At 38.2% G+C, this 24755-nt stretch carries 26 protein-coding genes; 12 read left to right on the forward strand and 14 right to left on the reverse strand.

What is annotated here, in order from left to right; all coding sequences use genetic code 11:
• The first annotated feature begins 384 nt into the window (after nucleotides 1-384).
• Complete coding sequence (locus IEV41_RS14890; RefSeq protein WP_188389301.1) at nucleotides 385-741, forward strand: YgzB family protein; 357 nt, start codon at nucleotides 385-387, stop codon at nucleotides 739-741.
• Nucleotides 742-761: 20 nt separating this feature from the next.
• Here IEV41_RS14890 and perR read toward each other — a convergent pair whose 3' ends face one another.
• From perR to IEV41_RS14910, 4 genes are all read right to left on the reverse strand, one after another.
• Nucleotides 762-1208, reverse strand: a complete 447-nt coding sequence (gene perR, locus IEV41_RS14895) for a peroxide-responsive transcriptional repressor PerR (protein WP_188389302.1) — start codon at nucleotides 1206-1208, stop codon at nucleotides 762-764.
• A 199-nt stretch (nucleotides 1209-1407) separates the two neighbouring features.
• Nucleotides 1408-2937, reverse strand: coding sequence for an AbgT family transporter (locus tag IEV41_RS14900; RefSeq protein WP_188389303.1), 1530 nt, complete (start codon nucleotides 2935-2937; stop codon nucleotides 1408-1410).
• A gap of 381 nt (nucleotides 2938-3318) precedes the next feature.
• On the reverse strand, nucleotides 3319-3786 hold the full coding sequence (gene bcp, locus IEV41_RS14905) for a thioredoxin-dependent thiol peroxidase (protein WP_188389304.1): 468 nt from the start codon (nucleotides 3784-3786) through the stop codon (nucleotides 3319-3321).
• Between the two features lie 3 nt (nucleotides 3787-3789).
• Nucleotides 3790-4221 carry a potassium channel family protein gene (locus IEV41_RS14910; protein WP_188389305.1) on the reverse strand — a complete coding sequence of 144 codons (432 nt, stop codon included), beginning with the start codon at nucleotides 4219-4221 and terminating at the stop codon, nucleotides 3790-3792.
• A 182-nt stretch (nucleotides 4222-4403) separates the two neighbouring features.
• On the opposite strand from IEV41_RS14910, the gene IEV41_RS14915 reads away from it, so the two are divergent.
• The 3 genes from IEV41_RS14915 to IEV41_RS14925 all read left to right on the forward strand — a co-directional run bounded on the left by IEV41_RS14915 (nucleotide 4404) and on the right by IEV41_RS14925 (nucleotide 11829).
• Nucleotides 4404-5708, forward strand: a complete 1305-nt coding sequence (locus tag IEV41_RS14915) for a glutamate-1-semialdehyde 2,1-aminomutase (protein ID WP_188389306.1) — start codon at nucleotides 4404-4406, stop codon at nucleotides 5706-5708.
• A 408-nt stretch (nucleotides 5709-6116) separates the two neighbouring features.
• Nucleotides 6117-10580 (forward strand): glutamate synthase-related protein, encoded by a 4464-nt coding sequence (locus IEV41_RS14920; protein WP_188389307.1) that lies wholly within the window; start codon nucleotides 6117-6119, stop codon nucleotides 10578-10580.
• 163 nt (nucleotides 10581-10743) lie between these two features.
• On the forward strand, nucleotides 10744-11829 hold the full coding sequence (locus IEV41_RS14925; protein WP_188389308.1) for an FUSC family protein: 1086 nt from the start codon (nucleotides 10744-10746) through the stop codon (nucleotides 11827-11829).
• 9 nt (nucleotides 11830-11838) lie between these two features.
• Here IEV41_RS14925 and IEV41_RS14930 read toward each other — a convergent pair whose 3' ends face one another.
• From IEV41_RS14930 to IEV41_RS14950, 5 genes are all read right to left on the reverse strand, one after another.
• Nucleotides 11839-13596 (reverse strand): ABC transporter ATP-binding protein, encoded by a 1758-nt coding sequence (locus IEV41_RS14930; protein WP_188389309.1) that lies wholly within the window; start codon nucleotides 13594-13596, stop codon nucleotides 11839-11841.
• Between the two features lie 131 nt (nucleotides 13597-13727).
• The gene (gene ntdP / locus IEV41_RS14935; protein ID WP_188389310.1) at nucleotides 13728-14258 is read right to left on the reverse strand and encodes a nucleoside tri-diphosphate phosphatase; all 531 of its coding nucleotides are present in this window, start codon (nucleotides 14256-14258) and stop codon (nucleotides 13728-13730) included.
• 165 nt (nucleotides 14259-14423) lie between these two features.
• Nucleotides 14424-14747: a DUF5658 family protein gene (locus tag IEV41_RS14940; protein WP_188389311.1), complete on the reverse strand. Its 324-nt coding sequence runs from the start codon at nucleotides 14745-14747 to the stop codon at nucleotides 14424-14426.
• The gene (locus IEV41_RS14945) at nucleotides 14744-15004 is read right to left on the reverse strand and encodes a YgaB family protein (RefSeq protein WP_188389312.1); all 261 of its coding nucleotides are present in this window, start codon (nucleotides 15002-15004) and stop codon (nucleotides 14744-14746) included. The genes IEV41_RS14940 and IEV41_RS14945 overlap by 4 nt, the downstream gene beginning before the upstream one ends.
• A gap of 148 nt (nucleotides 15005-15152) precedes the next feature.
• Nucleotides 15153-15332: a hypothetical protein gene (locus IEV41_RS14950; RefSeq protein WP_188389313.1), complete on the reverse strand. Its 180-nt coding sequence runs from the start codon at nucleotides 15330-15332 to the stop codon at nucleotides 15153-15155.
• A 123-nt stretch (nucleotides 15333-15455) separates the two neighbouring features.
• Between IEV41_RS14950 and yfhS the strand changes: the two genes are divergently transcribed.
• Entirely contained in the window at nucleotides 15456-15680 is a 225-nt protein-coding gene (yfhS, locus tag IEV41_RS14955) for a mother cell protein YfhS (RefSeq protein WP_188389314.1), read from the forward strand.
• A 19-nt stretch (nucleotides 15681-15699) separates the two neighbouring features.
• Here the strand turns inward: yfhS and mutY are convergent, their stop codons facing one another.
• Nucleotides 15700-16800, reverse strand: a complete 1101-nt coding sequence (gene mutY / locus IEV41_RS14960) for an A/G-specific adenine glycosylase (RefSeq protein ID WP_188389315.1) — start codon at nucleotides 16798-16800, stop codon at nucleotides 15700-15702.
• Nucleotides 16801-16926: 126 nt separating this feature from the next.
• Between mutY and IEV41_RS14965 the strand changes: the two genes are divergently transcribed.
• Nucleotides 16927-17910: a metal-dependent hydrolase gene (locus IEV41_RS14965; protein ID WP_188389316.1), complete on the forward strand. Its 984-nt coding sequence runs from the start codon at nucleotides 16927-16929 to the stop codon at nucleotides 17908-17910.
• Nucleotides 17911-18068: 158 nt separating this feature from the next.
• Here IEV41_RS14965 and IEV41_RS14970 read toward each other — a convergent pair whose 3' ends face one another.
• Nucleotides 18069-18335 carry a YfhJ family protein gene (locus IEV41_RS14970; RefSeq protein ID WP_188389317.1) on the reverse strand — a complete coding sequence of 89 codons (267 nt, stop codon included), beginning with the start codon at nucleotides 18333-18335 and terminating at the stop codon, nucleotides 18069-18071.
• Between the two features lie 132 nt (nucleotides 18336-18467).
• Here IEV41_RS14970 and IEV41_RS14975 point away from each other — a divergent pair, with 132 nt between their 5' ends.
• Nucleotides 18468-18605, forward strand: coding sequence for a small, acid-soluble spore protein K (locus tag IEV41_RS14975; RefSeq protein ID WP_188389494.1), 138 nt, complete (start codon nucleotides 18468-18470; stop codon nucleotides 18603-18605).
• A 24-nt stretch (nucleotides 18606-18629) separates the two neighbouring features.
• Nucleotides 18630-18788 (forward strand): YpzG family protein, encoded by a 159-nt coding sequence (locus IEV41_RS14980; protein WP_188389318.1) that lies wholly within the window; start codon nucleotides 18630-18632, stop codon nucleotides 18786-18788.
• 67 nt (nucleotides 18789-18855) lie between these two features.
• Here IEV41_RS14980 and IEV41_RS14985 read toward each other — a convergent pair whose 3' ends face one another.
• A complete protein-coding gene (locus IEV41_RS14985) occupies nucleotides 18856-19170 on the reverse strand; it encodes a YfhH family protein (RefSeq protein ID WP_188389319.1) in 315 nt (104 codons plus the stop codon).
• A gap of 91 nt (nucleotides 19171-19261) precedes the next feature.
• The gene (gene recX, locus IEV41_RS14990) at nucleotides 19262-20074 is read right to left on the reverse strand and encodes a recombination regulator RecX (protein WP_188389320.1); all 813 of its coding nucleotides are present in this window, start codon (nucleotides 20072-20074) and stop codon (nucleotides 19262-19264) included.
• A 113-nt stretch (nucleotides 20075-20187) separates the two neighbouring features.
• On the opposite strand from recX, the gene IEV41_RS14995 reads away from it, so the two are divergent.
• The 4 genes from IEV41_RS14995 (at nucleotide 20188) to IEV41_RS15010 (ending at nucleotide 23260) form a co-directional block, all read left to right on the forward strand.
• Entirely contained in the window at nucleotides 20188-21078 is an 891-nt protein-coding gene (locus IEV41_RS14995) for a TIGR01777 family oxidoreductase (RefSeq protein ID WP_188389321.1), read from the forward strand.
• 18 nt (nucleotides 21079-21096) lie between these two features.
• Nucleotides 21097-22221, forward strand: a complete 1125-nt coding sequence (locus IEV41_RS15000; protein WP_188389322.1) for an amidohydrolase — start codon at nucleotides 21097-21099, stop codon at nucleotides 22219-22221.
• Between the two features lie 234 nt (nucleotides 22222-22455).
• Entirely contained in the window at nucleotides 22456-23016 is a 561-nt protein-coding gene (locus IEV41_RS15005; RefSeq protein WP_188389323.1) for a GNAT family N-acetyltransferase, read from the forward strand.
• Nucleotides 23017-23137: 121 nt separating this feature from the next.
• Nucleotides 23138-23260, forward strand: a complete 123-nt coding sequence (locus IEV41_RS15010) for a YfhE family protein (RefSeq protein ID WP_188389324.1) — start codon at nucleotides 23138-23140, stop codon at nucleotides 23258-23260.
• A gap of 283 nt (nucleotides 23261-23543) precedes the next feature.
• On the opposite strand, the gene IEV41_RS15015 is transcribed toward IEV41_RS15010, so the two are convergent.
• Entirely contained in the window at nucleotides 23544-24692 is a 1149-nt protein-coding gene (locus tag IEV41_RS15015) for a diglucosyl diacylglycerol synthase (RefSeq protein WP_188389325.1), read from the reverse strand.
• Between the last annotated feature and the right edge of the window lie 63 nt (nucleotides 24693-24755).

Here is a 24755-nt window from a genome sequence, read left to right on the forward strand (position 1 = left end):
ACGTTTCATGTTTTGTTTAGTTTTCAAAGAACTTCCATCGCTTAAAGCGACCACTTAAGATTATCATTTTCAAGAATGCTTGTCAACAATCTTTTTTAAATGTTTTCCTTGTGCTGTTTGAACCGTTGTCCATCAGCGACGTTTATTAATATATCACTCCTTCTATATTCGGTCAACACTTTTTCAGCATTTTATTTCTTTTTTTATTTCTACTCATACTAAATAACCGATTCAGTAAGATAATCCCTTATTCATGCTATCTATTTTCAACTATGATATAGTAAAGAAGTGAGCATCTCCTTCTATTATAATAATAGGTAACAGGAGCAATACTTCTTTCTACATAATATTTTCATGTTCACTAACTAACAAAGGAGAAACAAAATGGGGATTAAATACGGGAATAAAATAAACAAGATTCGTTCATTTGCCCTTTCATTGATCTTTATCGGCTTTTTCATCATGTATATCGGAATTTTCTTTAGAGACTCTCCAATATTGATGACGATTTTCATGTTATTAGGGCTACTTTCTATTGTCGCTAGTACTGTTGTCTATTTCTGGATTGGTATGTTATCGACAAAAGCTGTTCAAGTAGTATGTCCAACATGCAACAAACCTACAAAACTGCTTGGTCGCGTAGACATTTGTATGCATTGCAAAGAGACATTGACGCTTGATCCGTCTCTAGAAGGAAGAGCGTTCGATGAAACGTATAATAAGAAGAAACTTAATAAGTAAAAAAGAAGAAGTAGTGGCCATTAGCCAACTACTTCTTCTTTTTCTTTACATATTGGACATACACCGTAAATCTCCATTCGGTGATGTGTAATATCAAAACCAGTCTTATGTTGTGCTAACTGTTCAATTTCACCTAAACCGTCACATTCGAAATCGACGATTTTTCCACAATCTACACAAATAACATGATAATGATCATCTGTTACAAAATCAAAGCGACTAGAAGCATCTCCGTACGTCAACTCTTTCACTAATCCCGCTTCTTTCAATACCCTTAAGTTATTGTATACAGTCGCTACACTCATATTAGGGAATGTACCTTCTAGCGATTTGTATATTTCATCTGCTGTCGGATGTGATTTAGCCTCTATTAAATAATCTAATACCGCATGACGTTGCGGGGTGATTCTAATACCTACTTGCTTTAATTTGGCAATCGCTTCTTTTAAATGCGCATGTTGATGCATCGCCACGCACCCCTTCTACAATATATATTATCAATTAAGAATCTTTATAAATAGTGTACTCCTACCTATGACCTATGTCAACAAATTCCCTTCATCTACTAAGCATTGGTAAATAAACTTGAGTCTCCCCTACTTATTAATATGCTCCATAAAAAAACTACATACAAGCAAATTTGCTCATATGTAGCTCTTTCCATTTTTAGTTATTATAATAAATCGGAGCGTTTGGACCAATATCAATTCCTGTTAACATCCAAACGAACAACATGATTACCCAACCGATTGTAAATGCGATTGAGTACGGTAACATCGTCGCAATTAACGTACCAATCCCCATGTTCTTGTCATACTTCTGAGCAAAGGCAATAATGATTGCAAAGTATGCCATCAACGGCGAAATAACATTCGTTGTTGAATCCGCGATACGGTATACAAGCTGTGTTAATTCTGGCGAATAACCTAGTTGCATCATAATTGGTACGAATACAGGCGCCATGATTGCCCACTTCGCTGACGCACTACCTATGAATAAGTTAATGAATCCAGATACAAAAATAAACATTAAAATAAGCGGAATACCAGAAAGACCTGCTCCCTCAATAAGTTCCGCACCTCTAACCGCCAATACGATTCCCATATTTGTATAGTTAAAGTATGCAATAAATTGACCAGCAAAGAATGCTAATACAAGGAATGAGCCCATTGAAGCCATTGTTTCATTTAATTGTTTCGTTACATCACGGTCATTCTTAATTTCCTTCGTCATCACACCATACACAAAGCCAGGTACGAAGAAGAAAATTAACAATACCGGAACAAGTGACGACATAAATGGTGAAGTTAAAATATCTGCGTGACCTTCACGTAGTGGTCCCCAACTTGGTACAACTAATAATGATAATAATCCAATTGTTACGATAAGAGAAATTAACGCTCCCCATAAACCGCGCTTCTCTTCTTTTGATAAATAATTAACTTCCTCTGTTACTTCACCTTTGTATTCACCAAGACGTGGCTCAACAATTTTTTCCGTTACAAATGTACCGATAATTGTTAATAAGAATACTGATGCTATCATGAAGTACCAGTTCATAGCTAATGTCATACCTTCTGCATATGCTGGATCTAATGTTGCTGCAGCTTTAATTGTTAAATCACCCAATAACGGATCTGTAGCTGTTAATAATAAGTTCGCACTAAATCCACCCGACACACCAGCAAACGCTGCTGCCAAACCTGCTAATGGATGACGTCCAAGACCTGCGAATAATACCGCACCTAGTGGTGTTAAAATAACATAACCAGCATCCGATGCCATACTAGACATAACGCCACCGAATACTAATGCAGCTGTCATTAATGATCTAGGTACAGATGTTACTAATCCACGTAAACACGCACCAATCAATCCTGTACGTTCCGCAAGACCAATACCAATCATCGTTACTAATACAGTCCCTAGTGGCGGGAAATTAATAAAGTTCGTAATCATATTTTTGAAGATATATGCTATACCTTCCATACTAAGTAAGCTATTAATTGCTAACATTTCGCCTGGCTTTTTAGGGTCCTCAATCTGAACACCTAAGCTAGCGAAGATAGCAGAAGCTCCCATTACGATTAAGCATAAAATGAAGAATAATGTCACTGGATGCGGAAGACGGTTTCCAACGCGTTCGATGCCGTCTAACATGCGTAATACTAATCCTTTTTTCTTTGCTTCAACCATTTTCGCACCTTCCTTTTTCTTGAAATTCTATTTCTTCTGTTTTTCATTATATTAAGAAAATATTAAAAATGGAAGGTTTTACGTAAAACTTTTATAATTAAAAATGTTATAAATATTCATTTTAATTATTCTAATTATTTAATTAACATACTTAACTATATGGGTATTTCATTATTTTTTCAAGGGAATATTGTGTTACTTTTCACAAATCCCTTTTTATTACATACATAAATATAAACAATCTATGCAAGTTTCTTCTAAATCATAAAAAAAGTGCGAGATTTCTCTCGCACATCCATGCAACACGCTATCATCTGAGGAGGTATGCCCTTACCTTACAATATGTGAGACCCCCTCGTTGTGTATAGACGTTTTACTTATTTACTTCATGTTTTCTTCAATGTAACGAAGTACTTCTGCTACATGGTCTTTCACACGTACTTTTCTCCATTCATGCACAAGCTTTCCTTCTGCATCAATTAAGAATGTCGAGCGCTCAATTCCCATGTACTCCTTCCCAAAGTTCTTCTTTAATTTCCATACACCGTAAGCATTTGCTGCTTCTTGCTTATCGTCTACTAATAACAAGAAAGGCAGGCCATGTTTCTCGATGAATTTTTGATGTTTTTCGAATGGATCTGGGCTCACTCCAAGAATAACTGTATTTGCCTCTTCATATGCTGAATGAAAATCACGGAATTCACATGCCTCTGTTGTACATCCTGGTGTCATATCTTTCGGATAAAAATATAACACAACATTCTTTCCTTTGAAGTCAGTAAGAGAAATATTCTCTCCATTGCTTCCTTGTAAATTAAAATGTGGTGCTACTGTTCCTACTGCTACCATTTTTCATTTCCTCCTATTTCTCGGATGACGACCTCGCATCGTTTGCACAACAAATGCTGCTGGCATCGTATATCCAACCAATGCTTCCACAATCGCAATCCATCTTCCTATTTCATAAGGTACAATATCCCCATAACCGACGGATAATAATGTAATCGCACTAAAATACATACATACTTCAATTAAATGAGCTGACGGTCTTCCTCCCGTTTCTCCTAGCGTCTTATTATTTTCTCGGAGAACTTCAATCCCGATTACTTCTAAAGACAGATAGATAAGACCGAAGCCAATTAATATCGTTGCATAAATAGAGCATAACAAAAATAAATTAGAAAATGAAAAAAAATAATTTCTTTTTCTAACAGAACGCCATAAATGTTGCAAGCTACGGATAATCCCTACCATTACAATAGAAAGAATTAACACATACACCATGTCCAACCCACCTCACTCCATCATATGAGACAAGAGATTGAAAAATACAATGGTATTCCATCTTTCCGCATGAAACATGCTACAATAAAGCAAGATGAATCATTCATTCCGCTTATGGCGAACATCTATATACGTAACGTCCTTCTTTCTACATAGGACATACTTTTTTAGGAGGAAAGAAAGTGAAACATACATTATCCGAACAATTACATGAAGAAGCATTACAACATATCGTTGGTGGTGTTAATAGTCCGTCTCGTTCATATAAAGGAGTTGGCGGCGGTGCACCTGTTGTAATGGAACGCGGACAAGGTGCTTACTTCTGGGATGTAGATGGTAACAAATATATCGACTATTTAGCAGCGTACGGCCCTATCATTACTGGGCATGCTCATCCACATATTACAGAAGCAATTAAGAAAGCAGCTGAAAACGGCGTTTTATACGGAGCTCCAACGAAGCATGAAACAACATTTGCAAAAATGTTAAAAGAAGCCATCCCTTCAATGGACAAAGTGCGCTTCACAAACTCTGGTACAGAAGCAGTTATGACCACTATCCGTGTTGCTCGTGCTTACACAGGTCGCGAAAAAATCATTAAATTTGCTGGATGCTACCACGGTCATTTTGACTTAGTATTAGTTGCAGCTGGCTCTGGTCCCTCAACACTTGGAACACCTGACTCCGCAGGTGTAACGAAAAATAGCGCAAAAGAAGTTATTACCGTTCCATTTAATAATATTGATGCATTCAAACAAGCAATCGACACGTGGAAAGACGAGGTAGCTGCCATCCTAGTAGAACCTATCGTTGGAAACTTTGGTATCGTTATGCCAGAAGCTGGTTTCTTAGAAGCTGTTAATGACATTGCACACGCAAATGGATCGCTCGTTATTTACGATGAAGTAATTACTGCCTTCCGCTTTATGTACGGAGGCGCTCAAAACTTACTTGGCGTTACACCTGATTTAACAGCACTTGGAAAAATCATTGGCGGCGGACTACCTATTGGTGCCTACGGTGGTAAGAAAGAAATTATGGCCCAAGTAGCTCCACTTGGACCAGCATACCAAGCTGGTACGATGGCTGGTAACCCTGCTTCCATACAATCTGGTATTGCATGCTTAGAAGTACTAAAACAAGATGGTGTGTATGAGCAACTAGACGAGCTAGGTTCACTTCTTGAAAAGGGTATTCGTGCTTGCGCAGATAAATACAGTGCACCAATTACCATTAATCGTCTAAAAGGTGCCTTAACTATTTACTTCACAACCGAAACCGTAACAAACTATGAACAAGCGGAAAATACAGATGGAGAAATGTTCGGCAAATTCTTCAAACTAATGCTATCACAAGGTGTTAATTTAGCTCCTTCTAAATATGAAGCATGGTTCTTAACAACAGAACATACGAAAGAAGATATTGCCGAAACAATTGAAGCGGTTGATTTCGCCTTCAAATCATTAAAAGAAATATACAATTTCTAAAAATTATTATCTCGATAAAAACGCCTTTTCCCTTGACGATAAGGCGTTTTTTCTTGATATCCACTTTCAGTTTTCTGAAAAAACTGAAAATAAATAATTGTTTTTCTTTAAAGTTGATATTAAAATAGAGAAATAGATACGCAAGAACGCTCGTAATTTGTATCGTTTTGCAGAAAGTGAAGAGGGACACTTTCTATATTGCAATACAACTGCATACAATGCGCACAATCTCGAATGAATAATCATACTATTGTGCCTTACACCCAATGATTTCTTTGACAACAACTAATGTCATTTTAAAGAAGAAAAAACAGGCTAGGGGGCGATGCTCCCTAGTTTATTTTTCAAAACCACAAATTAATATTTAATCATTTTTATTTATAAAAATAAGAGAAAGCAGGTGTTAACATGAGAAAAAAATCTCTATATGGGTTACATAACCCAGCTTCCTTCCAACACTATCACTTACACGAGCATGATGCTTGCGGAGTCGTATCTGTTATGGAGAAAAAACGAATTCCAACAAAAGCGAATATCGACCTGTGTATAGATGCGCTTATTACAATGAATCACCGTGCCGGATTTATTAACGGAGAAGGTGATGGTGTTGGGATTCATATGGACCTTCCAAAAGCACTGTGGCAAGAAAAGTTACAACGGGCAAATATTGATACTAACCTCCTTCATCGTGAAGATTTCGTTGTTGGCCACATCTTCATTAAGCGACACACAGATGTAGTTACGCTACAGCAGCAGATGAAACAACAAATTACAGATCAAGGATTCCACTTCTTATATGAAACACAAGCTGTCACACAGACAGATGCACTTGGACCGTTAGGAAAGGTTGAAGAACCAATCTTTTGGCAAATTGCTTTCATCCCAGAAAATCCAACAGCTAATTTAGACGCTACCTTATTCGACTTAACAATCTCATTTGAACAAAGTGATGATATTCATGTCGCTTCCTTAAGTACACATCATGTTGTATACAAAGTAATGGGAGCCGGCGACACACTCGTAAACTATTACACTGATTTATCCAATCCATTAATTGCTTCCACGATGACACTTGGGCATAATCGTTATTCAACAAATACACTGTCGACCTTTTTCCGTGTACAACCATTTAGTATCCTTGGACATAACGGGGAAATTAATACCATTTCTACGTTACGAGATCAAGCAGAAATGTTAAACGTTCCACTCACAAACGGCGGAAGTGATTCACAAGATTTAAACCGAGTAATCGACACACTTCTATCTAAACATTCATACTCGTTATTTGAGGCATTGGAAATACTTTTCCCACCAATTGTGAATGAGATAAAAGCATACGAAACAGCAAAACAAGATGTATACACATATATCCGAGAAGCATGGGGACATTTCGCTCAAGGTCCTGCTGGCATTATCTCTCGTCATAAAGACGAAGCGGTATTTAGTGTAGATTCCCTTGGATTACGTCCCCTTTGGAAGCTTGAAACAGAGAGTTCATATATTTTCGCTTCCGAACAAGGTGTTGTTTTACCAAGTGAATATGTAGCAGAGCCAAAGACACTTGCTCCAGGTGAAAAAGTCGGTTTGAAATGGGCACCAAATGGGATGATGCTCCTTTATTCATATGAAACATTTCAAAAAGAAGTGCAAGCACGTCTCAGTAACCGGCTAGTAATTGACGAGTATCACCAAAACCTCACATTACCTGCTTACGGAGAACCAACAATGTATCACTCAAACGAGAAAGTAGAAACATTCCAATATGCAGCATTCGGATGGGATAGAGAACACATTCAATTACTTGAACAAATGGCGGAAAAAGGAGTTGAGCCAATTCGCTCCCTTGGACACGATGCACCGCTTGCAGCATTAGATCCAGAACGTCGTAACATTGCTGATTTCTTAAAAGAAAGCGTTGCGGTTGTAACAAACCCTGCCATTGACCGAGATCGTGAGGTAGAACACTTCTCGACACGCGTTATCATTGGAAAACGTCCGTCCCTATACACAAAGCAATCAAAAGAGTTAATAGTCGAACTCCCTTCTCCAATTCTAGTAGAAGGAAAACATGGCTACCAACTTGCAAACGAACAAACAACCGCTTCTTATGAGCAATTACTTGGACTATTTGAAGAGAAACAAGCAGGTTATGTTTTATCTGCAACCTTCTCTCCAAACGAATCGATTGAAGAAGCGATACAACGCCTTACGAAAGAAGCAATTACTGCGGTACAAAACGGAGCACATTTACTTGTACTCGATGATAAAAAAGCACACAATGAGGATCATTTATGGTTCGATCCACATCTTATTGTTGCTTCCTTAAATGATGCTTTAGTAGAGAATCAACTTCGTCGTCATTGTTCTCTACTCCTCCGTTCTGGCGCAATTCGTTCTTTACACGATTTTATTACCGCTTTTGGCTTAGGAGCAGATGCGATTAGTCCATACTTAATGTTTGCAACGGTATACGAAGAAGAATATACACCAACATCTAATTTATATAGTGCATTAACGAAAGGGTTAGAAAAAGTCATCTCTACTATTGGTATCCATGAGTTACGTGGATACGGTCGCTTATTCTCTGCGATTGGATTACACAATGACATAGCAAACACACTGAACGTACCAAACTTCTTAGGCTCTAATTCACTAGCTTATGATTTTGCTAGTATGAAAGAAGATGCACGAAAACGCCAAGAAGATTACCATAATGAAAAAACAAGAATGCGTAAAACGTTCCATATCTTCCCTCGTGTCTGGAAAGCTATTGGAGAAGTCGCAAGAAGTGGTGCATATGACGATTACAGACAGAAACTACAAGAAATAGAAGAAGCAACACCAATTAGCATTCGCCACTTAACGAATATACAACCTGCCAACAAACAAGCAGATTCTACATCTGTGTCGCTTTCTGTTGGCACACACGACCTACCATTTATCATCAGCTCGATGTCATTTGGTTCGCAAAATGAAGTAGCTTTCCGCGCTTATGCAGAAGCAGCAGATCAATTGAATATGATTAGCTTAAATGGTGAAGGCGGCGAAATTAAAGATATGATCGGCAAGTACCCAAATACTCGCGGTCAACAAATTGCATCTGGACGTTTCGGAGTAAATGCAGACTTGCTTAACTCCTCTAACCTTTTAGAAATCAAAATTGGGCAAGGCGCAAAACCTGGTGAAGGTGGTCACTTACCAGGTTCAAAAGTAACGGAAAAAATCGCCGAAGCACGTAATGCAACGAAAGGATCTGACTTAATCTCACCGTCAAATAACCATGATATTTATTCGATTGAAGATTTGGCACAAATGATTAGTGAATTAAAGACAGCAAACGACAAAGCAAAAGTAGCCGTAAAAGTTCCTGTTGTACCGAATATCGGCACAATTGCTGTTGGTATCGCGAAAGCTGGAGCAGATTTCATTAACATTAGTGGATTCGATGGTGGAACGGGTGCTGCTCGTATCCATGCTCTCTCTCACGTTGGTTTACCTGTTGAAATCGGTGTAAAAGCTGCACACAATGCGCTACTTGAAGCTGGTATGCGTGAGCAAGTAGAAATCTGGGCAGATGGTGGTGTCAGAAGTGCACTAGATACAATGCGTCTTATGTTACTCGGTGCAAACCGTATTGGCTTCGGTACATTATCGATGATTGCAATTGGCTGTACAACATGTCGTGGTTGCCATTTAGATACGTGTCACGTTGGAATCGCAACACAAATCGAAAGTGAGGCACAAGCAAAAGAACACGGTCTACGCCGTTTTGTACCACGTGATTATACAAATGCCATTCAAGGACTAATGAACTTGTTCACTGCTTTTGGGGAAGAATTAAAAAAATTAACTGCTTCACTTGGATATACAGATGCCCAACAACTCGTTGGACGTTCTGATTTATTAGTACAAACGAGCGGAGTAAATCAACTAAATCTAGCACCACTGCTAGATACGCTAGCAGTTCACTCCGAGCAACATACATCTTATGAACAGCAAGCAAATATTCCAGCTGAATCGTTAGACTTTGATGTAGAGCAATTACGTCATTCTAGAACGTACGAACAAGTTGGACCAACACAGCGTAACTTAGGCAGCCGTGTCGCATGCTTCCAAACGAAGGAGAAACAACATGGAAATGTCCAAACAATCCCAACGACACTCCATTACGCAAATGGATCAGTCCCTGGAAACGGACTAGGAGCATATACGAGTGAGCATGTCCATATACATGTAAATGGAGGGGCACAAGATGGTGTTGGAAAAACCGCAGCTGGTAGCAACATTTACGTATTGAAATCAAAAGGAAAAGACGGGAATTATTACAGTGGGTCCGTCGGCAAAGGATTTGGCTACGGGGCACAACGTGGATATTTAGTCGTCCAAGGAAACGCAGATGCAAGAGCTGGTATTCGTCTGTCTGGGGCAGATATGTTAATTGGTGGTAGCATTACAACACCAATCCCAGAGATGGAACACGGAAATATTGGTGTACATGCGAATATTAAAGGGTTTGCATTCGAATACATGACGAACGGACGCGCTATCGTCCTTGGTGATCCTGGTCCATGGATGTGTGCAGGGATGACAGGTGGTGTCGTATACGTACGTCACCAACCAGAAATGGGCTTAACGATTGATGCCATAAAGCGCCGTATTGCAAAAGGCGCAAAAGTAGCGATTAATTCCTTATCACAAAAAGGGATGGAAGATGTAACCGAGTTACTATCACGCTACCATAACACGTTAATACAACACGCCCAGCACGAAGAAGCAGAGAAGATTGCGGTGCTCTTACAAGATGCTGCAACTCACTTTATTGAGTTATCGCCAGTGAAAGAACAAGCAGATCCATCTGTTTCAACAGAGTAACCAACCAATAAAAGCGGGGGCATCCCGCTTTTATTTTGTTTAAAAGTTTTCACTTTTTGTGCCACTTTCCTCTTGCAGAACGACTTTAATAATTGTATAGTATCTTATTGTTTATACTATTATTGATGTCAACATCAATATAAGGAAAGGAACTTGCATTTTCATGAAACTTGGTGCTCGCATCATCAAAACAGGGATTGCTATTACATTAGCAATATACATTGCATCTCTTTTTAACTTACCTTCTCCTGTATTTGCTGGAATTTCGGCAGTATTTGCCTTGCAACCTTCTGTCTATCGTTCCTACCAAACAATCTTGGAACAATTTCAAGCAAATGTCTTAGGAGCGGTGTTCGCGGTTATTTTTACCTTAACATTTGGAAATAGTCCGGTCATTATTGGCTTAACATGCGTCGTTGTTATTGCCCTTGCACTAAGATTCCATATGGGTGCAGACGTAGCTATTGCGCTTGTGACGATTATTTCTATTATGGAGTACGCTGGAGAAGACTTCCTACAATTCGCTCTGCTTCGCTTTGCGACAATTATGGTTGGTCTTATATGCGCATCTATCTTAAATATTATTTTTCTTCCGCCTAAATACGAAACGAAATTGTATCACAATATCGCAGAGAATACGGAAGAAATTATTAAGTGGATTCGTCTTAGTATCCGTCAAGCCTCTGATCACACTGCGTTAAAGGAAGAAATTACAAAGTTAAAAGAAGATCACATTAAATTACGTTATTTCTATTTGTTGTATAAAGAAGAACGAAGCTATTTCCGCAGGTCAAACACGGCGAAGGCACGTAAGCTCGTCCTCTTCCGCCAAATGATTTCCACAACAAATCGCTCTTTCGAAACGTTGAAATACTTAAATCGCCTTGAGAATCAGTTACATCACGTACCAGAAGATCTTCAAGAGATGATTAAGAACGAACTCGATTGTTTAGTAACGTATCATGAACAAATTCTTTTAAAATGCATCGGAAAAGTAAAGAATCAAACGCCATCCAATGTATTAGAAGAAGTCAAAAAGAACAAGTTACTACTTATGTCGAAATTCATGGAATGTCGAGAAGAAAACGACGAGGAATCGTACAGCCGATGGATTCAATTAATGAAGCTCATCTCATCGATTACAGATTATAGCGACAAGCTGGAACATCTAGATTTACTTGTCGAGAGCTTCCTTAAATACCATAAAGACGAAAATGAATTGCATATTGAAGACAAAAAAGAACATTAGAAAATCATTCTAATGTTCTTTTGCATATTCTAGCCGCTGAATATTGTATAAATTATAGTAATGGCCCTGCTTCGCTAGTAATTCTTCATGCGAACCTACTTCCACAATATCACCGTTTTTCATGAAGAAAATACGGTCTACATGTGTAATGGTTGATAAACGGTGCGCAATTGTAATTGTCGTACGATTTCTCGCTAACTCTTGTAATGACGCTTGAATATAGTTTTCATTTTCTAGATCCAGTGCAGATGTTGCTTCATCTAATAAAAGAAGAGATGGATTCTTCAAGAAGACACGCGCAATAGCAATACGCTGTCTCTGTCCACCTGAAAGCTTGACTCCACGCTCCCCTACCAACGTATAGTATCCATTTGGTAAGCTTGTGATAAACTCGTGCGCATTTGCCTCTTTAGCAGCTTGGATAACTTCTTCTTCTGTCGCCTCTGGATTTCCATATAAAATATTCGAGTAAATAGTATCGCTAAACAAAATGTTATCCTGTAACACAATCCCGATATTTTGACGTAAGCTATACAAATCGTAATCCCGAATATCCTCGCTATCTATTTCAATACTACCTTCCGTTACATCATAGAAACGTGGAATCAAACTAACAAACGATGATTTTCCGCCTCCACTTAAACCGACTAAAGCTATATTTTCTCCCGCACGAATATGACAGTTAACACTTTTTAAGACATCCGCCTCTGTTTCATTATAGCGGAATGATACGCCTCGAAAACGTATATCGCCTTTCATCTTCTCAATCGTAGTTGCGTTCTCTTTATTTACAATATCGTATTTTTCATCGAGTAGTTCAAATACACGGTCCATTGAAGCTAGTGACTGTGTTAACGTCGTTGATGAATTTGCTAGTCGTCTTAATGGATCATACAGTCGGTCGATATAACCAACGAATGCTACCATCGTTCCTAACGTTAAATTCCCTTGAATAACTTCATATCCTGCATAGGTAATTACAAGTAATGGACCTATATCCGTTAACGTGTTAATCACCGAGAATGTTCGTGCATTCCAACGTGTATGCTTCAGCGCCCGGTCTAAGAACACACCGTTTTTCTCCGCAAATTGATTCTGCTCATATTCCTCTAATGCAAAGCTTCGTGTAACCTGAATTCCTTGCACACGCTCATGTAAAAATCCTTGTAACATTGCCAACGCTTGTGAACGATTACGTGTTAACTTACGCAAGTTACCAAATAAATATCTCACTGCAATCATGTATAATGGCAAAATAAGTAATGATACAAATGTCAATTCTACGTCCATCGTCATCATAATCGTAACCGCAATAATAACGGTAATCATATCAAGCCATACATTCATCAATCCAGTAATAACGAAATCTTTCGTTTGCTCGACATCATTAATGACCCTTGAAATAACCTCTCCTGTTCGATTATTTGCATAATACTTCAAGCTTAACTTTTGAAGGTGGCCAAAAACATGATTTCGAATATCGTATAGCACGTTGCTACCGATCCACTGAGCAAAATATTGACGGAAATATTCAATTGGTGGACGAACGAATACGAAGATAAAGAAAATACCTGCCATGACCATCAATAATAACTTCGTCTTCTCATCCACCGTACCTGTACCACCAATTACATCATCAATAACATATTTCAGTAACATCGGCATTAGAAGTGGAATGGAGAACTTAATAATTCCAATCAAAATTGTAATAACGATATGAAGCTTGTATGGCTTCACGAATCGTAAATAGCGTTTTATACTATCCATCCTATCACCCCCGTATATGTTCTATTCTTTCTCAAACAGCTTCATCCTAGTTAGCGTACATGGGGATTTCTATCCTCTTCAAAAAAAGAAGAAAAGGCCTGTTGAATATCGAATCAACAGACTCTTTCCGTTTAATCTCTATAGGTCAAGAAACGCTCATACCACGTATCAATAAAGTCCGGTGCGAATGGACCCTTCCGCTGATGAATCCACTGAATTAACGTATCGACATTTCGCTTTAAAATCACGTCTAATTCTTTCGGATAATCCATCAACACACGGTGTCTTTCGTACTCTTCTTCATCTAATAACGTATAGGTCATATCTGGATACACCTTAATATCTAAATCATAATCGATGTACTTAAGCGCACCATCCTCAAAAATAAAAGGAGAACTAATATTACAATAATAATGTATCCCATCTTGACGAAGCATGCCAATTACATTGAACCAATTATTCGCATCAAAGTAACAAATAGCTGGTTCGCGTGTAATCCATGTTCTCCCATCTGATTCGATAACAAGTGTCCGATCATTTCCGCCAATAAGCGAATTTTGCGTCCCCTTCAAGACCTTTGTTTCCTCCCAAACACGATGGATTGCGCCATTATGTTTGTAACTATGTATTTGTATTTTCTCTCCTGGTTGTGGAAAACTCATTCATTCTCCCTTCTTTCGTTTGGACGCTTCTTTTCTTTCTGTACTTCTTCATTTTCAAATGAAAAATAGTCCTATTTCTTCTATTATAACGATTAATACCTTGTTTTTAAACAAAAGTACACAATAAAAATAGAAGAACATTCCTATATTACCAACCTAATACGATTATATCATTACAAATACATATACATGCAGAACAAGAATGAAGCTATAAATTCCTACAGCCCCAATGCTTAATACACGTACTATTCGATGAACCCTCTCCATCCTCGCTATGTATTTTCCAATAACGATACATAAAAGTGATCCAAGTAACTTCACCCCAAGAAAGAAAGCTGGGCTATACTCCCATGCAACACGCATAAGCGGATTCGCTTCTTCTACAATGCCATTTACTAAAAAATAAAAGGTACAAGCCATATCAATGAGATTCAAACAAGCAATAAGTAAAAGAATACGATAGACTGCTTTCCCTGTACTCCCTCTCACACATGAATCTCTTTCGCCATGTCTTCATTAAAAGACATGATTACTTCCTTTGTCTGTGCTTCAAATTGTTGCTGCATCCTCTTTAACTCATTCTTCATTGCAGCTAACTTCTGTTGAACAAGTTCTACCTTCTCTCCTTCTTTCGCTACTTGCCATTCTCTTTCCTGCTCCTGATAACGTTCAATCTTTGCTTGTATATATAAAAGACGATCCATAATTTTCAGTTGTTCTCCTACTAGTTCATTAAATCTTTCCATGCAATGGTGCTCCTTTCACTACGTTTTACTTTCTCTACTCTATAAGTAAATTCGTTATAAAGAACACTTCCCCTTTGACAAGTATTGTAACTATATGTCAAAAAGAAAAAAACTCCCCCTATTCGATATGTGGAGGAGTTACAGAAACTTATTGTTCATACGATTGTTGTACAAAACTTCCTGCATGGTTTTCGTTTTGTGGTTGGAGATTCCCAACTTGTACATCAAATTCACTTGAAAACTCTGTATCAAAGTCTTGGTTCTGTTTGTTTACTTTTTGAACACTAGCCCCTGATAACACATTTGCCTTTTTACGATCTTTCGTCATGTGTCCTCACCTCCATGCAAATTATGTTCCCCAGCTTTTATGAAATTATCCTATTATTTTCTATGCATGAAAGACCTGAAGGAATCACATACTAGGGTGAAAATCTGTATAAGGAGGCACATTATGTACGTAGGAAGAGATATGACTGAATTATCCATGATGCCAAAGAGTAAATGGCGTGAAGATGAACTCACTTTCTTTCATCACTCCCTTCAACAAATCATGCCTTATTTAAACGTCGAAGGACATGTTATTCACCGGGAAATTGTCGAAGAAATTGAGGCACGTGGTGGATTAATGCATCTAGAAGAACCGTTGGCGAACAGTATACATGTCCAACACGACTAAAAAGAAGTAGGCTCACTCCCTACTTCTTTTTTAACCCCGTACACTCTTTGTATATTTTTTGATGCGACACTGGGAACGCATAATGCTCTGTTTCCTCTTTCGTCACACAGACAACATCTCGTTTCTCTTCAACGTGTCCAATGACTCTTCCACGGTATACCGTAATATCCCAAACGAGATGGGAGAACACATGTTGAATATTTACGACGTATTCATCAATAGCCACATCTAACCCATATGTTTCTTTCATATACATCGCTAATTGCTCTTCCTTACGTCCACCGTTCTCTGAAACCTCTACGTTTGGAAATTCCCATAACTTCGCAAGCAAACCTTGATCTGCACGCTTATGAATCAACAATGTATCTTTCTCTGTCGTAAAGAATCCTGCTACCATTGGAACATATCGTGGTGGTGTTTTCTTGCTCTTCACCGGTAGTTCTTTTTGTACACCTTCTTCAAACGCACGACAATGTTTCTGCACTGGACACAGCAGGCAAGACGGGCTCGTTGGCGTACAAATAAGTGCACCTAATTCCATTAACCCTTGGTTAAAAGAAGATGGGTCTTCTTTTGAAATAACTTTGTAAATCACTTCTTCAAACAACTTACGTGTCTTTGGTTTTGCGATATCCTCCCAACTAGACAGAACACGCGACATCACACGCATTACATTCCCGTCTACCGCTGGTTCAGGCTTATCGAATGCAATACTCAAGATGGCACCTGTCGTATATGGCCCAACACCTTTTAATGAAGAGACTTCCTCTTTCGTCGACGGTACATTCCCGTCGTACTTTTCTTCTACTTCTTTCACCGCACTATGTAAATTACGAACCCGAGAATAATACCCTAGTCCCTCCCAGGCTTTTAACACACTTTCTTCATCTGCATGTGCAAAATCCTTCAGGGATGGAAATTTATCCATGAATCGTTCATAATATGGGATAACCGTATCTACTTTTGTTTGTTGAAGCATGATTTCTGATACCCATATGCGATAAGGATCTTGATTTAAGCGCCACGGTAAATCACGCTTTTCTTTCCTGTACCATGTGATTAAATCATCGCAGAACGCTTCGCTCTGAAAGTTTTCAACTAATTGATTTGCTTCTTTCATGTATAAATGCCCCTTTTATTTCTTTTTGCGTTGACGTTGCAACAAAGTTTCTATTTCTACAATTAGACTTGTTCTTTTTGGATATAAATATAAGTAACTATTTGTTAAGAAGGAGGTTTGTCTTATATGGACACAGCCACTCATTTTGTTATGGGTGTCACCATTGGCGGAGTTGCCACACTTGATCCTGCCATTGCAGCGAGTCCAACTTCCGTACAAGGAATCATGATTGCGGCCATCGTCGCTTCTCAAGTTCCTGATATTGATACCATTTTGAAATTACAAAATAACGCTAAATATATTCGCAACCATCGAGGAATTACCCATTCCATTCCAGCTGTTCTCTCATGGTCCATTCTTGTTTCCTTACTTGTTGCTTTTTTCTTCCCAACAATGCCATTTCTTCATTTATGGCTATGGACATTACTAGCAGTTGTTCTTCACGTCGTTGTCGATATATTCAACGCTTACGGAACACAAGCATTACGACCATTCTCAAACAAATGGATTGCGCTAGGCGTCATTAATACATTTGATCCAATTATCTTTTCCATTCACGCTGTTGCTAGTGCCTTCATTCTCTTTCGAGTAAACGTCGGTCCTATTGCTCTCACAGCATATATACTTACAATAGCTTACTATATCATTCGTATTTTTCAAAAACAACGACTCGTCGCACGCATCCATGCGAAATTTCCGAATGTGGAACATATCTCTGTATCACCCGCAATTTCGCTACGTCAGTATCACATAGCAATTGTGAGTAAATCTCACTACTATGTTGGCAAATCCGTTCGAAAAAAATTAATTCTGTTAGACACGTTCGAACGTGTCCCTATTCCAAATAACGATATTATCCACGCGGCACGAAAAGATGAAAATATCGCTGCTTTTTTATCCTTTTCACCGGTATATCGCTGGGATATTTTTGAGTATGATGATTCGTATGAAGTTCGCTTTATTGATTTACGCTACCGAACGAAAGATAGTCACTATCCGTTCGTTGCAATTGTCCACCTTGATAAAGAATTACGTACATTAAACTCGTATACAGGATGGATTTTTAGCGAAGAGAAATTAAAGAAGAAGCTTGATTTAGCAGCAAATTAAAGATTCATCACCAACTATATAGATACGTACCCTAAGTTGAAACTTTGCGTAGAAATCTCTTATCGCAGTAAGGTGAATGAAACATCCTTCATTTCCAACAAACTAACCACATATTATGGTGATAAACCAAATTAAAAGGTATCCATTAAGGATACCTTTTAATGCTTACGATAGTCATCATTATTTATTAAGTGCTTATACTTTGGATTCGTCGCAATAATTTCATGTAAATGTTTCCCATGGTTACGGATATATTGCATGACAACTTGTTCCGTCATTTCTTGTCCACGGTATTTTCCTACCTTAGCATATGTACTCTCAAAGTCTTCCCATAATAACTCAACCCATGTACGTGCTTGCCCAGCCGCAAGTTGATTATTCTCTTCTAATAATTGTTGCGTTAAACGCTCAATAATATCGTTCATCTAAAGACCACCTCAAAAGGAATATTTTCTCCTACATATTATGATGTGTCGTGACAAAATATATAAAGGATATTTCATTATAAGAATATCACTTACACATGTAAAGGGGGAGCCCTTTTGAAAAAGAGCGAAATGTACTCTAAGCAGAAACACAACAATAAGTTTGATGGCGATCCAAAAGCAAAAGATCGCTTTGCTTCTAAACGCGCCGATGGAACAATTAATACACATCCACAAGAACGTATGCATGCTTCTTCAGAAGAAAACTAATCGTGAATAAGTGGAGGGAATCGCATGAGCTACAAGAAAAAGCAAAAGTTTAACGCTCACTCTAGTCCATTTGAATCAACATGGGCTAACCCGAAACACGCAAAAGCACAAGTAAATGGACAAACAATGCAAACACAAAGCTTGATTATTTTAGCGACAGAAGCGAAAAAACGACAGTTTTAATACAGACAAATAAGCGACGTGTATGGTACACGTCGCTTATTAATTATGATGAAATAGATATGTGCCTCTATCGAATCCTCTTCAGTAATGCAATTGGAATACCTATTTCTTCCTCTTTCCCTTCTAGGTGCCCCCATCCAAAAATACCGTTCATATATTGAAGGACGAAACGTGCATTTGGTACATCAATTAATTCATACGTTTCGTTTATTGGAAAGTTATTCGGATCTAATAAATAAGACTGTGCCATCGTAATTTTGCGGCAAAGTACTTCGTATTCATTGTACATTTGCTTTGCACCGATTTTTCGGGCTTCTTGCTTCATCTTCATAATTTCTTGCTGCAATTCTTCCCTCGTCATTTGACTGAAACGCTTCGTCATCCCTCTTCACCCTCATCCTATTTATATCGATACTAGTATACTATACTTTCTAAATAGTCCGTTACTTTGACGCATGAAAAAAAGGAAGACATCATTCTTCTTCCTCCCGTAGTTCCTCTAATATGCTATCAATCATTTCAATTGTAAATCCTTTTCGGTACAACGCTTGTTTCATCTTGTTCTCATACACATATCCTTCAAACTTTCGATATTTCTGATGGTATTTTCTCGCTTGATAGAGAAGCGCCTCATGTTGTTCATCTTCATCATCCGTCCACTCTAGCTCTTCTAATGCTGCACTACTAACACTGTACGGATATCCTTTCGTACGTAACATTATTTCTAGCTTTTGCTTCTTCTCTTTTAAGGATAACTTTGCGTAGGACTTCAATTTCTTCTGACATAGTTTTACTGCATTTTCAACTTGCTTATCGTCAGAATATTCATGTAAAATAGCAGTAACTGTTTCAGCGCCAATCCCTTTTGTACGTAGGGTCCTAGCAATAACGTGAGGGCCTTTTGCAGAAACGTGACTATGCGTTTGGACGTATGCTTTTGCATATTCCACATCATTTAAATAACGTTGTTCGAGTAGTGTTTGAATAACCTCTCGAATTACTTCTTGAGGTATTTCTTTCTTTAGTAAATAGTCATACACTTCTTTTTCCGTACGCATGCCGTATGACAAATAGTTAATGGCTTTCAAATATGCAGATCTCTTTTCTTCAAAGAAAAAAACTTCTGTAATCGCTAATTCATCTAATTCCATCCCTGACTTCAAGTTATATTCGATAAGGGTATTTTGATCGATGCTAAATCCGTACTCTTCTCCGCTCCCTCTATTGACGTAAATATTGAAGCGCTCTTTATTCTTTTGTTGTACTTCTATCTTCGTAATTATCATACCGAATCACCTCTGAATGTATTGTAACACAAAAAATTCATCGTTATTTTACAATTTATCTGGGCCCAAATACGCCATTATTTCATATATATACTATTAAGGGAGGGAATCTCATGAATGTCCTACTTGCTGGAGGAACCGGATTTGTTGGGAAGCATCTAACGAACGCACTATTAAAAGAAAACCATACCATTTACATTTTGACGCGTAATAAATCTTCGAAAGAAGCCCATACAAATGTTCACTATATCCAGTGGGAGGAACTACACACCTTATCTACTATTCATGTTGTCGTGAACGTAGCAGGAGACCCTTTAAACGAAGGAAGATGGACAGAAGCAAAGAAAGCTCGCATTCTTTCTAGTCGTCTCCAAACAACGCAACAACTCGTTTCATTCGTTGAAAAAGCAGAGACAAAACCAGATGTCTTTATCAATGCTAGCGCAGTTGGTTTTTACGGGACATCGCTAACGCATACATTTACTGAAGATACAGACGTAAGTGGGCACGATTTCTTAGCGCGCACCGTCGTGGCTTGGGAGAAAGAAGCCACTAAAGTGAAGAAGATGGGTATTCGTACTGTTTTTGCACGTTTTGGTGTTATTTTTGGCAGGGATGAGGGAGCGCTTCCTCGAATTGTTTTACCATATCGATTCTTTGTCGGAGGAACAATTGGTTCTGGAAAACAATGGGTCTCTTGGATTCATATTAACGATGCAGTAAATCTCCTTCTCTATGCAATGGATCACGAGAAGATAGAAGGTCCTTTAAATGTAACGGCGCCTTATCCTGCAACGATGAAGCAAGTAGGCCAATCGATTGGAGCAGTTCTTAGCCGACCACACTGGTTACCAGTACCACGAGCTTGTCTCCAATTGCTTCTTGGTGAGATGAGCACACTTGTAATAGATGGTCAAAAAGTGCTTCCGAAGAAAGCTCTTACGCATGGATTTACATTTCAATACCCCCATGTGAAAGATGCACTGCAACACTTATTAGAGTAGAGAGGTTAATAATTGTACATGAAAATACTTTTGAAAAATGCGACGATCTACCCTATTACATCTAAATGCATATACAACAGCGATTTATTAATTATGGATGAGAAAATTGCATTCATTGGAAAATACACGCAACTTTCTGGAGATACACAAGTCATTGATTGTACGGGAAAATATATCTTCCCTGGCTTCATTGATGTACACACACACGTAGGGCTATACGATGAAGGTACTGGCTGGGCTGGCAATGATGCAAATGAAACCATCGACATTAGCACACCCCATGTGCGCTCACTTGATGGCATTCTACCTCTAGATAGTTCGTTTCGTGATGCCCTGCAAAGCGGCATTACGACCGTCCACATTATGCCTGGAAGCGCCAACGTCATTGGTGGAACAACATGTATTGTGAAAACACACGGAAACAATATCGAAAAGATGTTACTAAAAGAACCCGCGGGTTTAAAGATCGCCCTTGGGGAAAATCCAAAAAGCATTCACAGTAAAGGAAAAAATAGCTCTATTACACGTATGGGTATCATGGGGCTATTACGCGAAACATTTTACCGTGCCATTCACTGTGATAACCCTGATTCTTTTCGTATGCAGCCAATTATTAAAGCACTTAAACGAGAAATACCGGTGCGCATTCATGCCCACCGTGCGGATGATATTATGTCTGCGATGCGCTTCGCAGATGAATTTAATTTGGATTTGCGTATTGAACATTGTACAGAAGGGCATTTAATTGCAGATGTCTTGCAAGATCGAGGATTAAAAGTATGCGTAGGCCCAACACTAACAAGACGTTCCAAAGTAGAATTACGGCACAAAACATGGAAGACATATGATATTCTCACAAAAGCAGGTGTCGAAGTATCCATCACAACCGATCACCCCTATACACCAATCCAATATTTAAATGTATGTGCAGCCATTGCCATGCGTGAAGGTTTAGAAGAACAAAAAGCATTAGAAGGTATTACAATCCTCCCTGCCCGTAACTTAAATATTGACCATCTTGTCGGCAGCTTAGAGGTCGGAAAGCAAGCAGATCTTGCTGTTTGGTCCTATCATCCCTTTTATTTTCTAGCGAAACCACTACTTACGATGGTAGAGGGAAAAATTGTGTTCAAAAATGTGTAAATTTCTTATTCCCTTTTTCTCTATTTTACTATATTATACGTAATGTAGCATAAAGTTACTATTTCTATTAATCAAAACTATATAACACTAGGGGAAGGCAAATGGTGCGCCACCAATAGAGATATTGGTCCTAGTGGGTTCGATTCCCACCCCGAAATTTTCTTATGAGAATAATTAAATTTCGAGGGTGGTTTCTATTTTACTGCCCTCTATTTGTCAAAGGAGGCTTATAAAATGTTAAAAAAACGCGACCTACAGGACTGTCAAACTCTCTATGAACTAATGGTGCATCCAGACGTCTTCCCTTTTGTACGTTATAAGGCCCATTCGTATGAAGAATTCCTGTTTTTAACAAAACAAACAATCGAAGCAGAAGAAAGCGGCGAGCTTATTTCTCGTACTATTTTAGATGAATGGGGTACTCCTATCGGTACGATTAACTTGTTTGATATAGAAGATGGTGCAGGATTCCTAGGTACATGGCTAGGAAAGCCTTATCATGGACTTGGTTATAATAAACCTGCGAAAGATGCTTTTTTTCATGAGCTTTTTTACGAACTGAATATTCAGACTATTTTGATGAGAATTCGTAAATTGAATATTCGCTCTATTAAAGCTGCAGAAAAACTGCCATATGTGACAAAAGCGAATGAAACGCGTGCACATATTTATAACGAATTAAACAAAGATGACGATATTTACGACCTATACGAAATTTCGAAAGATCAATATACGTTGTATACGATGCGCGAAGGAATTACGTTTGTAGAAGATACACACTTAAAAGAAGCATAAAGTAGCATGCGGTTTCCAAATTAGGAGCCTCGTGCTTTTTTTATTTCCATTTTTTCGTATACATAAAGTTACCCTTGGTTAGGCTAGTAACGAATCTTATCTAAAATGAGGTGACCTACATATGGAAAAGAAGAAAAAGAAAGAAAAAGGAAAGCGCTTTTTATCTAGCACGCAAGAAGTACTATACAAACGTGAATTCAAGCAAGCAGACCGAGCGGCCGGATTCAAGGATACCCTATTTTAGAATATGCTTCTCTTTAACAACAGAAGGTGAATGTGTCTATACATTCACCTTCTATCATCATGTGGATAAAAAAGTAAAAAGTTATCCACATATACAGAAATGCTGCGGATAACTTTTTAGAAAATTCTAATCATACACACATTTAATTAACTGAATTATCCTTATTTTGTGGATAAACATATACACTATCTGTGTATACCGTGGATATATTTGTGTATATAACCAAAAAATTCTATATAATTATACACATGTGGATAATTATATAGAATTTCCCATATACTATTTATCGAACAACCGAATAATTTTGATATATTTTTTGTTCTTTTTTCGTATGTGTAATGGTTGATACAATATGATCGGCTGACTTCGGTTGAGAAATCACTCCCATTGCTTTCTTCATCTGTAATAAACGATAGTCATCTTGTAATAACGATAGCGTTCTTTCATATACTTCTTCATGCTTACGAATGACAAGCGCTGCACCATTCTCCTGGAAGAAGATCGCATTTTCATTTTCCTGCCCCGGTACCGGACGATACAGAATAACAGGAACTTGCAATGCAGCCGCTTCAGATAATGTAATACCACCTGGCTTCGTAATCATGCAGTCTGTAATACGGAATAATTCATCGATTCGCTCAACATACCCTAGCGTCGTCATATTGCGAGTCGCTGACGGCTCAAGTGCATCTAACTCATTCTTCAGTTCTTCATTATTTCCACATACAACAACAATTTGTAAGTCTTCATGCACGCCAAATGATTCACATAGCTGCCCGACGTTTTTCAATACGCCATGTGCCCCTGCAACAATAAGAAGTATTTTTTTCTCTGGTGACAGTCCGTACTTTTTGTAGATTGCTTCCTTCTCCATCTCTACTTCGAACTGATGACGAATCGGAATACCTGTTACTTCTACCTTTTCACTTTGTATTCCCTCGTTCTCTAAGACTTCTTTCAATCTTGGTGTCGCCACAAAATACTTATCAATCTCTTGATGCATCCAAATTTTGTGCAAACAAAAGTCCGTTACAATATTGTAAATTGGAATTTGATAACCAGTTTGCTGACGAAGAGCTGGAACTGCCGTAATAGGGAATGTATTAATAATTACATCTGGTTTCTCCGATTCAATAATGGATGCTAATCGCTTTCGACCAAAATTCGTGTATATCGATGCAATTTTCTTATTGTAAATTTTTTCTACTCCATAATAAAACATCTTGTATAATTGCTTACCAATTGTATAACTTTTCAAATATAAATATTTTGTAATATCTGTAATAATTGGATGTGATTCCGCAAACAAGTCACACACGACAATATGTTGGAAGCCTTGGCGTTCAAATGCCTCTTTCAATGTTTTTGCTACTTGAAGATGGCCGTTCCCATATTGCGCTGTTAATATAAGTATTTTCGAACTAGTGTCCAAACAGACTCACTCCTACTTTCTTTATTTTACACCGATTCATTTTCCTTTTAATTTTTATATTAT

The sequence above is a fragment of the Priestia taiwanensis genome, from assembly GCF_014638355.1.
In the GTDB taxonomy this organism is placed as follows: domain Bacteria; phylum Bacillota; class Bacilli; order Bacillales; family Bacillaceae_G; genus Priestia_D; species Priestia_D taiwanensis.